The sequence below is a fragment of the Halopseudomonas sp. 4NH20-0008 genome (assembly GCF_057548395.1).
The window spans coordinates 58,902-71,222 of sequence record NZ_BAAJMD010000002.1; the positions used below are offsets into that span (position 1 = coordinate 58,902).

13 protein-coding genes are annotated in these 12,321 nt (G+C 57.0%); 9 read left to right on the forward strand and 4 right to left on the reverse strand.

Features of this window, described 5'->3' with window-relative positions; translation table 11 throughout:
- The first annotated feature begins 7 nt into the window (after positions 1 to 7).
- From AC27HQ_RS02460 to AC27HQ_RS02495, 8 genes are read left to right on the forward strand one after another with little or no spacing between them, the layout of a single operon-like run.
- Positions 8 to 1,732, forward strand: a complete 1,725-nt coding sequence (locus tag AC27HQ_RS02460) for an OmpA family protein (protein WP_487154267.1) — start codon at positions 8 to 10, stop codon at positions 1,730 to 1,732.
- Positions 1,733 to 1,735: 3 nt separating this feature from the next.
- Positions 1,736 to 2,215 (forward strand): hypothetical protein, encoded by a 480-nt coding sequence (locus tag AC27HQ_RS02465; RefSeq protein ID WP_487154269.1) that lies wholly within the window; start codon positions 1,736 to 1,738, stop codon positions 2,213 to 2,215.
- 18 nt (positions 2,216 to 2,233) lie between these two features.
- On the forward strand, positions 2,234 to 2,944 hold the full coding sequence (locus AC27HQ_RS02470; RefSeq protein WP_487154270.1) for a hypothetical protein: 711 nt from the start codon (positions 2,234 to 2,236) through the stop codon (positions 2,942 to 2,944).
- 30 nt (positions 2,945 to 2,974) lie between these two features.
- Positions 2,975 to 3,502 (forward strand): hypothetical protein, encoded by a 528-nt coding sequence (locus AC27HQ_RS02475; protein ID WP_487154271.1) that lies wholly within the window; start codon positions 2,975 to 2,977, stop codon positions 3,500 to 3,502.
- Positions 3,499 to 4,317, forward strand: a complete 819-nt coding sequence (locus AC27HQ_RS02480; protein ID WP_487154272.1) for a hypothetical protein — start codon at positions 3,499 to 3,501, stop codon at positions 4,315 to 4,317. Before AC27HQ_RS02475 ends, AC27HQ_RS02480 begins: the two co-directional genes overlap by 4 nt.
- 2 nt (positions 4,318 to 4,319) lie before the next feature.
- A complete protein-coding gene (locus AC27HQ_RS02485; protein WP_487154613.1) occupies positions 4,320 to 5,045 on the forward strand; it encodes a hypothetical protein in 726 nt (241 codons plus the stop codon).
- A gap of 10 nt (positions 5,046 to 5,055) precedes the next feature.
- Positions 5,056 to 6,438: a PASTA domain-containing protein gene (locus AC27HQ_RS02490; protein WP_487154274.1), complete on the forward strand. Its 1,383-nt coding sequence runs from the start codon at positions 5,056 to 5,058 to the stop codon at positions 6,436 to 6,438.
- 18 nt (positions 6,439 to 6,456) lie between these two features.
- Positions 6,457 to 7,152 carry a PASTA domain-containing protein gene (locus tag AC27HQ_RS02495; protein WP_487154275.1) on the forward strand — a complete coding sequence of 232 codons (696 nt, stop codon included), beginning with the start codon at positions 6,457 to 6,459 and terminating at the stop codon, positions 7,150 to 7,152.
- A 75-nt stretch (positions 7,153 to 7,227) separates the two neighbouring features.
- On the opposite strand, the gene AC27HQ_RS02500 is transcribed toward AC27HQ_RS02495, so the two are convergent.
- On the reverse strand, positions 7,228 to 8,385 hold the full coding sequence (locus tag AC27HQ_RS02500; protein ID WP_487154277.1) for an iron-containing alcohol dehydrogenase: 1,158 nt from the start codon (positions 8,383 to 8,385) through the stop codon (positions 7,228 to 7,230).
- A 251-nt stretch (positions 8,386 to 8,636) separates the two neighbouring features.
- On the opposite strand from AC27HQ_RS02500, the gene AC27HQ_RS02505 reads away from it, so the two are divergent.
- Positions 8,637 to 8,951: a c-type cytochrome gene (locus AC27HQ_RS02505; protein ID WP_487154278.1), complete on the forward strand. Its 315-nt coding sequence runs from the start codon at positions 8,637 to 8,639 to the stop codon at positions 8,949 to 8,951.
- A 57-nt stretch (positions 8,952 to 9,008) separates the two neighbouring features.
- On the opposite strand, the gene phoU is transcribed toward AC27HQ_RS02505, so the two are convergent.
- Genes phoU through pstA form a run of 3 tightly spaced genes read right to left on the reverse strand, consistent with a single transcriptional unit; the run spans position 9,009 to position 12,305 of the window.
- Positions 9,009 to 9,728, reverse strand: coding sequence for a phosphate signaling complex protein PhoU (gene phoU, locus AC27HQ_RS02510; RefSeq protein ID WP_487154279.1), 720 nt, complete (start codon positions 9,726 to 9,728; stop codon positions 9,009 to 9,011).
- Positions 9,729 to 9,745: 17 nt separating this feature from the next.
- A complete protein-coding gene (pstB, locus tag AC27HQ_RS02515) occupies positions 9,746 to 10,594 on the reverse strand; it encodes a phosphate ABC transporter ATP-binding protein PstB (protein ID WP_487154280.1) in 849 nt (282 codons plus the stop codon).
- Positions 10,595 to 10,640: 46 nt separating this feature from the next.
- Positions 10,641 to 12,305 carry a phosphate ABC transporter permease PstA gene (pstA, locus tag AC27HQ_RS02520; protein WP_487154282.1) on the reverse strand — a complete coding sequence of 555 codons (1,665 nt, stop codon included), beginning with the start codon at positions 12,303 to 12,305 and terminating at the stop codon, positions 10,641 to 10,643.
- Between the last annotated feature and the right edge of the window lie 16 nt (positions 12,306 to 12,321).

The window sequence follows — 12,321 nt, forward strand, 5'->3', positions numbered from 1 at the left end:
GCTGAAAATGAGTCAATACAATGGGTTAAAACCGGGCGAGGTACTGGCCGATGCCAGTGTTGCCGAGTTCATTTCCAGTCTCGGCTTGGGTATCGCCAGGGCACAGCAGGCACTGGACGCCAACTCGATTGAACAGTTGGACAGCTTTATTACGCCGATTCCGGGCCTGGGTGGCAAAACGCTGATTGAAATGGGCTTCAGTCCGGCCTTCTACCACTATCAGCATGCCGACATCACCTGCTCCATGAATCTGCGCCTGAAAGTCGAAGAAAATACCGGCTGGGATTTGGGCGTGAACGCGGCCTATAACGGCACCTTGGGCAACACGGAATCATCAGAGAACAGCTCATCCAGCAGCGAGAGTGGTTCTAGTAGCGAGACCCGGACGCGCGAAGCGAGCCTGCAGATCACCTCACAATCCGCCGGAGAGGTGGTAGTCAACAATGCCCGTATTGGCGTCACCGGTGCTGATCTGGAAGCACGTCTGAACAACCTGGTCGAGGCGCTCGCCGGCAACGCCGACATTGATGCGGTCGCCTTTGACCGTACCGAGACACCGATCAACCCGACCACCGATGCCAATCCGGCACTGGTTGAATGCACACCCAATGCCGTGGCGTTCAAGGCCTTTGGTTATGCCAGCGGTTTTATCCGGATCGCCGCCAACTCGGCAACCAGCTTTGTCGTCAACCCCGACACCACGGTCGAGGTATCGCAATCCAACAGTGTCCGAAATTACGCCCGCAAGGTCCGCACGCACTTCGAAGACGCCGGTTTCGGTGCTCGGCACTACCCGCCGGGCTACCCGCTCGAGGATATTCTGTTTGATATCGACCGTGCCAATATTCGCGCTGACCAGTTACCCAAACTGCAGGAAATTGCCCTGTTGCTGGCCCGCAGTACCTTGCACTTCAAGATTGTCGGGCATGCTGATCCACCGGCATCGACCAGCTACAACCAGGACCTCTCGGAAAGACGCGCCAATGAAGTCAAACGCCAGATGATTCGTATGGGCGTGCAGGCCAGTCAGATTACCACCGCCACCGGCGAAGGCGAGACCACCGCCAACCCGGAAAATCGTGAGGGCCTGCCCTATGACCAGGCCCACCGACGGGTGGAGATTTTGCTGGATATCGAGCTGATTCGGGTAGACGCCAACAACGGCCAAACCATCACTGGTGTCAGTCCGGATCGGCGTGATGGCTCCGAGCCCAGCACCAATGGCTGGGTGCATACCTTTGGTGAGCAGACACTGGAGGGTGTCAATGGCAAGAGCGTTACCGCTGAAGGCCGCAGCTGGGGCTTATCCGGTACGGCGGTGGATGGCCATGCCGCCAACAGCCCACAGGCCTTTGCCAAGAACCTGGCGAACAGCATCAATGCCGATAGCGGCAGCCAGATAGCGGCCTCGGCAGGGGGCGCCATCTGTAACCTGGCACGTAAAACCGATCCAATCAGCCTACGCCTTATAACCCGCTCCAGCCGAGATGTCCGGGTCAGCAGCAGCGAAAGCATTACTGTCACGCAACAGTTCGAACGCACCACCGCAGAGCGTGAGACCACCCAACGCACGGGCAACCACACAGTGGCCGTGGGGGCGACATTCAGCATGCATGAAAGCAAGAAGTTCGAACTGGAGGTCACCGGCAATTCGTCAATTTCAGCACGCCTGGTCTCGATTCCGGCCCCGCCGGAATTTCTCGACACCATCCGCACTTTCCTGGAGGACTAAGCCGTGTCTGAAACCGTCAGTGTTACCCGCTCTTTGGTCAGCGCCCCGTTGCCGCAGATCATTGAGCGGCTGGGTTTGGCGATTTCCCAGGCCCAGTCAGCGCTGGACACCAACTCGGTCGAGGTCGCCAAACAGATGGCTGAGACCCCGGTGGAGCTCAACGGCCAGACCTACAATCTGCTGACCCTGGGTTTTGCTCCGAGTTTCTATGCCTTCACCGAAGCCACCGTGGAGGCCAAGCTGTCTTTCAGCATGTCGGAAACCACTGAGACCTCGGTTTCAGCCGGCGTCACGGCACGGGTCAACTACGGCGTAGTGATGGTTGCGGCCAGCGTTGACGTGTCCTACGCACGAAAATTTTCGGTGTCCGCTGAGGGCACCAGTTCAATCGCCGCCCGGCTGGTCTCGCTGCCCGCCCCGGAGGCTTTCAGTGAAGTACTGCGTCGGCTGCATGACAAGGGCCTGCAAAACCAGGATGACTAAGGTCAAAGGAGCACCACAATGAGTATTGGTCAGGAACTACTTAACGTCCCAATGGGGGACATGATCCGGCAAATGGCCTTTGCCATCGCCGAAGCCCAGGTCAAGCTGGACGAAGCCTCGATTGAGGTGGCGGAAATGATGGGCGGTCTGCGTACCATCTATGATGACGACGGCAACATTACCTTTGATGACAGCCGCATTTTCTTTGGCCATGAGTACATGACTGAAAGTTCAGCCAACTCGCTTGCCGCCATCGATGAAGGCTATACCAAGGTGGTCAAGGAAGCGGTCAAGCACAAGGATGCCGACGGCATGGTGCGAGTCCCAACACGCCTGTCGATGCTGGAGCTGGGCTTTGCCCCGGTGTTCTACAACTTCGTCGATACCATCATCGAAGTAAAAATCGCCATCAAGATCACCCGTACCCGTGAGTACACCAAGACCAAGAGTGACAAGAACACCCGGAACAGCAGCCGAAACAAGACCAGCGGGCTGTTTGGCAAGGTGTTCGGTGGCAAGAACAGCAACGCCTCGACCGTCGCCACCAGTCAGGTCGATGCAACCTATTCGTCCAAGTATTCCTATTCCGCGGAAGGCTCCAGCCTGTTGCGCACCAAACTGTCTCCGGTACCACCACCGCCGATTCTGGAAGAACGTATCCGCGCCATGATGGAAGAAGCCGCGGCCCGTCGCCAGCCAGCTGAACCGGTAGTAGAAGACGACAATTGAGTGCCCACAGCCTGAACAGGAGGATAGACCATGTCTGTAGGCACTGAACTACTGAATGCACCATTCCCGATGATGGTGCGCAATCTCGGGGTCGGTATAGCCGAGGCACAGCTGGAACTGGACCTGGTGTCACTGCGTATTGCGCGGATGATGGCAGGCTATGCCAGCGGTACCGACGAGGACGAAGACGGTGGCAGCGACCAGCCATACAAGGTCGAGTTCAGCAATGGCAAATCATACAGTCTGCTGGAGCTCGGTTTCATGCCGACCTTCTATCAGTTCGTCGATACTGTCATCGAGTTGAAAATGTCGATCAGCATGAGCAGTGAACGCAGTTCGACCTACAAGCGCAGCCAGGTCAAAGCCAGTGCCAAGGGTGTGGGCTTGCCTTTCTTTGCTTCAGGTTCGGTCACGGCCAGTTCAGTCAGCGCCAGCTTCGCCAGCAAGTATCAGTATTCAGCGGAGGGTAGCTCTGTCATGCGGACCAAACTGGTCACGGTACCGGCACCGGCCATTCTCGAGGAGCGCATCCGCAAGATGATCGAAGGTGAGGAATGAGTCGCAAGACCTGGCGTGATCTGGCCCGGCAGCAGGCAGGCAGTGACAGTGCCTCTGCTGCTGTACCGACGGACCTTGGCAAAGTTGCCGAGCAGGTGCCGGCACTTCAGTCATTGCTGGAAAAGCGCCGGGAATTGGAATCGCGTATGCAGTCTCTGGGTGCCAGCGCACCAGCTGCCGCGCCGGGCACTGATCCACGCTTCCCGGTCGCCAGCATGGTCGAACGACGCGCTGAGCTGGAGCGCTGGACCCGCCAGCATGAGCAGCGCACCGCCAACCCGCTGGCGGCGCTTGATCAACGTCCTCGACAGGCCGCCCGTGACGGCTGGCAACAGCTCCGCGACAGTCAGCTGGGTCAGGCGGTTGAGCGCGCTCGTGGCGTTCTCGCGCAGAAGCAGGACCTGATGCAGCGCCTTGATCAGCGCGTCAGTGATGCCCGCAACAAGGCACAGGAGCGCTTGCGCAATAACCGCGAGCAAGCGATTCAGGCCCCCCTTGCCAGGCCACTCGACAACCCGATTACTGAACGTCTTGATGCCCCCATGCAGCCAACCCGAACTGAACGCGCCACGACACGGGACAGCTTTGACCAGCGCTATGAGCAGCGCATGAAGAAAATGCTGGGTATTGCCTCGGGTTCGACTGACGAGCTGGCCGAGCGCCGCGACAAGCAACGCGAGCAACAGCGAGAACAATTACGAGAGCAGCGTCTGGAGGCTCGCCGAGCCGAGCGACAAGCCGAGCGCCAGGACATGATGAAGCGTGAGCGAGCCCAGGAACGCCGCGCACAACGACCCCAATTGAGTACTGACTGACCATGAGCAAATCCAGCCAATTCGTTTCCAGCTCCATCGAGCAGGTTCTACTCGGGCTCGCGCGCGGTCTGCGCGACGCCCAGGCCGTCCTCGATGAGATGCCGCCAACCGACAGCTATGGACGTCCACGCAGCAGCTACCACCTGCCCTATCTGGATTTCACCATCAAGGCGACCATGGAAACAACCCAGCAGGGCAATGAATCCGAGCCGAGCAGAAACCTGGGCGTCAACAGTGCCAGAATCAAGAAACTGCCTTTGATGCACCTGAAATTACCCAGCTTGAAGGCCAATGCCGAGCCATCCAACAACTCAAGTGAGCTGACCAGTACCTTCAGCGGGCGACTGGTCTCGATTCCGCCGAGCAACAACCTGCCAACCAATCGGCTGCTGACCCGTGCCATGACCGATGCGCAAAAGCCCGAGGTGCGTCATATCCAGGTCAACTTGAGTAATACCGTTGGCGATCGGATCAGTGGCGCCGGCATCGAGTTCAATCTGGATATCGAAACCAGTCTCAAACTCAGCCAGTTGGCCGGTGTTGCCGCCAGTTTCAACGAAGATAAGCTCAAGACAGCCGTGCGCTTCAGTCAGCGCGTGGTGATGACCGACGACGCCGGTGATGCCGCTATCGAGATCCAGCTGGATAAAACCTTGCCGGCCAATGCCAATATCGTGGTGCTGATCAACAGTGGCCCGACCATGACCCAACTCATCCTCAGCCCGTAGGAACACCTTCATGCAATGGAGTATTACCGGCGTCGTGCTGGAAGCCGACGGCAAACCTGCCACTGGACGCGTTCAGGTACAGATCTTTGATATCGCACGCAAATCCTGGCGGGTTCTAGTACAAGGTGCGCTGAATGCCAAGGGCCACTTCGCGCTTAAAACCAATCTGGTACCCGGTGGTCAGGCTCTACCCGCCATGCGCCTGTGCGAACCGAGCAAAGCCCGCGAACCAACGCGGGTACTGGCCGAAGGCGGGCTGGTGCAACTCGCCTCAGCCACCGCCATAAGCCTGTCCTTTGGCCAGGTTCAGCGTCTGGCAGACAATGCCGTCGCACGGAGTGATCGCACGGCCCCCTTCAGTCAGGCCGATGATTATTTGCTTGCCGGGGTGCCACGGCCACCCACCCCCACTATCACGGCAGCCTCGGCGCGCATGGTCATGGCCGGCACGCCGATCACCGCCATGATTCAGCCCCAGGTCCTGGAGCAGCCCAGCACGGTACAACTGCGAATGAATGCGGACTTGAGCAAACGCATTCAGGAGCAGGACATCGAGCTCAACCAGAAACAGGCACAAATGGTCCGTCTGGAGCAAACCAGCTTGAAGGCCAACGAAGAGTTGCGGCTGGCCAACAACAAGATTGCGGCACTGGAAAATCAGCTCAAGGTGCAACCTGCTGTTGGCGCCAACAAGCCGGTCAATGAGCAGTTCACCCTGGCCACTGAGACCATGAAGCTGAACCTCAACGAACAGATTATCCGTCAGGCAGCCGATTACGATATCCGCGCGCTGAAACTGCAGCAGACCATCAATGCCAAGAATATTGAGCTTGCCAGCTATACCGAACGCCTGCAGGAGCTGTCCAAGGTCTCCAGCGCCGCCATGGAAGAAGCGGCCAAGGCCAAGGCTGAAGCCGACCAACTGAAACAACAGATGAATACGCGGGTCTCTGCCGGCGAGCTGTACGCCACCATAGGCAAGCAGATCCAGGAGGCGCAATCGGCTCTGGTCAGTGAACAGGTTCCTTACCGGCTGGGCAAGGTCTCGCTGAACCTCAAGACCCTGGTGTCCGGTAACCAGTTGACCATGCCCACCCTGGCGGACCTGCAAAACAAAGAGGCCTCAGGCATGTTCACGGATGTAAAACTCGAGTTTCTACCTGAAGCAGACGAGCTGGTAGAAGAGGAACTGATCAGCGTGCCTGATTTCAGTGATCTGACCGAAACCCTCGCGCGTCGACTGGCCCGCGATATGGGGCTGAATCTGGATGCTGCCTATCAGAGCATTACCGATCCCAAACAACCCATCGGCCAGGCCATTCGCCAGCTCCCTGCCAAAGGCACGCAGGTCGCGCCAGGTGAGAGCGTCATGGTGGTCTTTTCCCAAGCCTAAGCACACAGGATAACTGCAATGACAACCATCAAGAATCTGGTCAGCGACGTGATGGCAGCCCCCATTGGCGAGATCATTGCCGCCGTTGGTCAGGGTGTTGCTCAGGCCCAGGAAGCGCTGGATCAGGGTTCACTGGCCAAGGTGCTGGCTATTTACAGTGAGGGCGGAGATGCAGAACTGCGTCTGCTGCAGGAGATTGGCTACCAACCGACCTTCTATGCCTTGCCGGAAACAACCGGTGAGATCCAGGTTGCCCTGAGTATAAGTGGCGATACCCGTAGCCAGGCCGCCCAGAAACCTGCGCCGGCAACCCCGCCTGTCACCCCATCAAAGCTTAACATCAGCGCCTTGAACAGCAGCCGGATGCTGCACTCGCAACTGCCTGCGACTCGCCTGTATGCCGCGCCGGTAAACGCAGACCTGACCAACCGATATGGATTCCAGTCCACCGCGGCGGCCAAGATCACCTTCAAAATCGTTCCGGTGCCGGGCCCATCCCGGGCCAGCGAGATTCGTGTTGTACCTGATCTGATTGGCAAAACCTGGGAAGAAGCACTGCAACTGGCTGAACTGCTTGAGCAGGAGCTGACGGCCATAGACAAACAGAGCGACCCCTTGGAGGAGCCTGGTTTGAAGAAAAAGATTACCGAACAAACACCGGCCGCCGGCAGCATTGTCATGGTCGGTGCCGCTATCGAGGTAAAGGTACCCTGATCACAGCAATGACTGATCAACAGCAACACCCGCAATTCGTACATCCGGGTCTCGCCCGGATGTACGAGCACCGTGTTACAGCGTGCCGTTCAAGGCCTTGAGGAACAACTGCTGGTATTGGCCGGCATCCAGTGCAACCGCATTGGTGCGCGCCGTGACATCCTTGGCGGACATCTGACCAATCAACTCCGCCTGGGCATCATCAATATTGATTTCCGCCAAGGTGTGAGGCAAGCCGAGCTCTGCACGCAAGTCCAGCACCCAGTCCAATACGCCATCGAAGCCCGGCTTAGCCAGATCAAGATAACGTGCCATGCGCTCCATTTCTGGCTCAATGGCAGCGCGGTTAACCTGCAGAACATAAGGCATCATGATCGCATTGAGCAGGCCATGGTGCGCGTCATACAGCGCTCCCAGGCTGTGGGATACCGCATGGATCGCACCCAGGCCACGCTGGAACGCTGCCGCACCCATGGTCGAGGCTACCTGCATTTGCAGTCGGGCATGAATATCGCTGCCTTCACGGGTGGCCTGCGGCAAAAACTCCTTGACCAATCGCATGCCCTCAAGCGCTATACCCTCGGCCATGGGATGGTACAGCGGTGTGCAATAGCCTTCGAGATTGTGCGCCAGGGCATCCATACCCGTGGCCGCAGTCAGCTTGGAAGGCAGACCCACTGTCAGCTCCGGATCAAGAATAACGATGGCTGGAACCAGTTTGGCGTGGAAAATGAGACGTTTGATGTGATTCTCGTCATCGGTAATCACTGACGCCTGACCGACTTCCGAGCCAGTGCCCGCCGTCGTCGGGACAGCAACCACCGGCAGCATCTTGGCGGCATCGACTTTTGAGGGATTCTGCGCGTCCCACAGGCTGATGCTCTGATGGGCAATCAGCGCAATGGCCTTGGCAGCGTCAATGGCCGAGCCGCCGCCAAAGGCAATCACGCCATCATGGTTACCTGACTTGAGCGCTTCAACACCGGCGGCAACGTTGGCACCTGTTGGATTGCCCTTGACCGCACTGAAGATACCCGCATTCAGACCCGCCTCTCGCAGACTTTGCAGGCTGGCATCGACCATCGGCAGCGCAGCCAAGCCCGGATCGGTAACCAACAGCGGTGCTTTCATGCCCAGTTGGGAGCAGGCCTTGGCCAGTTCACGGATACGCCCGGCACCAACGCGAATTGATGTCGGGTAATGCCAGTTGATGCTGTAGGATGAAATCTCCATGGTGTCTCCAGTGCAGGCTGTAATGGGAAAGGGTGTAAGCAATGCCCACTTCCGGGCGGAAGGGGATACAAAATGCTTTTGTGTCCCGAAACATACCCAAACATGCTCTCCGAGTCCATGCCCCATCTGCGACAATAGGTCACTTGAGTGTTGCTCGGCTACACTACATGTTATGAGGTAGCTGCTAAGGACTCCGTGTACAACGCTTAAGCAGGTCCACCTGCCTTCTCGATCAGCCTTGAGGATTGACCATGAAAAATAACATTTTTGCCCTGATGGCCGTTGGTGTCCTGTTCAACGCGTCACCGGCCCTTGCCAGTGACGGTGAAGCCCTGTTCAAAAGCAAACCCTGCGTAGCCTGCCATGCCGTTGACAACAAACTGGTTGGCCCTGCGCTGCGTGACGTAGCGGCCAAGTATGCTGGTCAGGACGGCGCCGTAGAGCTGGTGGCTGGTCATATCAAGAATGGCATCTCAGGTATCTGGGGGCCGATTCCGATGCCTGCAAACCAGGTTACCGACGAGGAAGCCACCCTGCTCGCCGAATGGGTTCTGAGTCTGCAGTAAGTCATTCCAGATAAAAAAACCCGCGGAAAGTCGCGGGTTTTTTTATCGTGTCGGATTTCAGTCCTTGACGACTTCTTCCATACTGCTCAAGCCGATATGCCTTACATCCTGGCCTTTGACCAGATAGATGACCTGCTCTGCCACATTGCGCGCATGGTCACCGACACGCTCCAGAGAACGCAGGACCCAGAGGATGCTCAGTACCCGCGTGATCGAGCGCGGATCCTCCATCATGTAGGTAACCAGCTCACGGGTAGCGCTCTTGTACTCCTGATCCACTACCTTGTCCTCGCGGGCAACTGCCAGCGCCTGAACTGTGTCAAAGCGTGCAAAAGCATCCAGAGCATCCTGGACCATCTTGCGTACATGGTGACCAATGTGGCGACATTCAACGTAACCACGCGGTGATTGTCCCTCTTCGACCAACTGCAAGGCACGCTTGGCGATCTTCGAGGCTTCATCACCAATACGTTCCAGGTCAACAATGATCTTGGTGATGCTGATGACCAGGCGCAGATCACTGGCCGCTGGCTGGCGGCGGGCTAGAATGCGCATGCACTCTTCGTCAATCTTACGCTCCATATCATTGATCTTGCGGTCGTTCTGGCGTACTTCCTCAGCCAGCTTGCCATCCGCTTCAATCAATGCAGTAACGGCATCGCTGACCTGCTTTTCCACCAGCCCACCCATTTCCAGCAACTGGGTACGAATTTCCTCAAGCTCGGCATTGAACTGCTGGGAAATGTGCTGGCTAAAGACTTCTTTATCCTGTGTCATGAACCTGTCTCCCAGAGTTAGCCGTAGCGGCCGGTAATGTAATCTTCGGTCTGCTTCTTCGCCGGATTGGTGAAAAGCGTATTGGTATCGCCAAACTCGACCATATCACCCATATACATGAATGCAGTGTAGTCAGAGACGCGCGCCGCCTGCTGCATATTGTGGGTAACGATAATAATGGTGTAATCACGCTTGAGCTCATTGATCAGCTCTTCGATCTTCAAGGTCGAGATCGGATCGAGGGCAGACGCCGGCTCATCGAGTAGAATCACCTCAGGCTCTATGGCAATGGCTCGGGCAATGACCAGACGCTGCTGCTGACCACCCGACATGCCAAAGGCATTGTCATTCAGACGATCCTTGACCTCATCCCACAGTGCGGCGGCACGCAGCGAACGCTCTACCACTTCATCCAGATCACGCTTGGAGCTGACACCCTGCAGACGCAGACCGTATGCCACGTTTTCGTAGATCGACTTGGGGAAGGGGTTGGGCTTCTGGAACACCATACCGACATTGCGTCGCAGCTCGGCAACATCAACATCGCGGTCATAGATGTTCTTGTTGTCCATGATGATTTCACCGCTGATCCGGCAGATGTCTACCAGGTCGTTCATGCGGTTGAAACAGCGCAGCAAGGTCGACTTGCCGCAACCGGACGGGCCGATAAAGGCTGTTACCTTCTTCTCCGGAATGGTCAGATCAATGCCGTTCAGGGCGCGATCATTGGCGTAATACAACTCCAGATTCTTGACCTTGATCTTGGCCTTTTCCTGCTCGATGTTCAAAACTGTACTCTGGTTATGCAGCGCAGTGCTGGCAGAAACCCCCGCTTTAGGGGCACTGACGTTTACTTGTGTGGTCATGTTCTCGGACTCGTTAGTCATCTCGGGCTACCTGTTGTGAGTGCGATCAGTCAGAAGCGCTGCGATAGCGCTCGCGCAGGTGGTTACGAATGGAAATGGCGGCCAGGTTGAGTATCACAATCAGCATGACCAGAATCAAAGCCGTGGCATAGACCAGCGGGCGCGCCGCTTCGACGTTGGGGCTTTGGAAGCCGACATCATAGATGTGGAAGCCAAGGTGCATGATTTTGCGCTCCAGGTGGATAAAGGGCGCAATACCGTCGATCGGCAGCGTGGGGGCGAGTTTGACCACCCCTACCAGCATCAAGGGTGCCACTTCCCCCGCAGCACGAGCAATCGCCAGAATCATGCCGGTCATCATGGCCGGTGTAGCCAACGGAACGATCACCTTCCACAGGGTTTCCGATTTGGTTGCACCCAGTGCCAGGCTACCCTGACGGATAGTACTGGGAATCCGAGCCAGGCCCTCTTCAGTCGAAACAATGACGATCGGCAGGGTTAACAGCGCCAGCGTCAGAGACGCCCAGAACAGACCCGGCGTACCAAACGTGGGGGCTGGCAACGAGGCTTCATAGAACATCCGGTCAATATTGCCGCCAAGGAAGTACACAAAGAAGCCCAGACCAAAGACGCCATAGACAATCGAAGGTACACCGGCGAGGTTATATACGGAGATGCGAATGATGCGCGTCATGGTGCCCTGCTTGGCATACTCACGCAGATAGATCGCTGCGAAAATACCGAACGGGGTAACAATGATGGTCATCACGAAGACCATGGTAATAGTGCCGAAAATCGCCGGAAAAATACCGCCCTCGGTATTGGCTTCACGCGGGTCTTCCGTCAGGAACTCGCCCAGCATGGTCATGTAATGGCCCAGTTTGCTGGGTAATGACATGGCATTAGGTGCAGTAACCCGAACAACAGTGGCTAGCGACAGATCCACCTCATCACCACTGGCCATGCGCATGGTCAGTACATCGCGCGTGGTACTTGCATAAAGTTTATCCAGCTCTTCACGCAACTCGGCATATTCGGCATTCAACTCCAGGCTGCGCTGGTTGATTCGGGCCTCTTCAGCTTCACGTACGCTGGCTGTGGGGTTGCTCAAATCAAGCCGTCGCTGGTCCAGGCGCAGCGCTTCAATATCGGTATTGATACGCCCGATACGCCGGCGCTCAATGGCTTTGATGTCGTCGTGCAGAACGATGCTGCGCTCTACCGAAGCCTGCAACGCCTCCCAGAAGCCTGACTCCTCGGCTGTGATTGCCTGCCCATCGACGGTCAGCTTGACCGGATAACCGTAAAAATTACCCCATTCACGCCGCTCAATGCTGTACGCATTCTCAGGGAAGGTGAAGTCGGCCATACCGACTTCGGTTTCCCAGATGAAGTCACGCCCGGTCTGATCACGATTACCCTGCTTGAACAGCCAGCGCGTCATCAGCTCAAGATCATCCGGCACAAAGTAGCCGGCATCCTTGGCCACAGTCGCGGGAATGATCTGTGAACGTACCTTCTCGCCCAACACAACACGGGTTGAGCCATCCTGCTCGGTAATTTCAACCTCTGCGATGGCTGCCGGCCAGAAGTGCCCGAAACCACGCACTGCGATCAAGCCCAGCAAACCGATCACCATCAACATACAGATGGCAACTGCACCGCCGTTCAGCCAGACCCAGGGAGCACCACTTTTGAACCACGATTTCATTTTCTATCCCCTATCC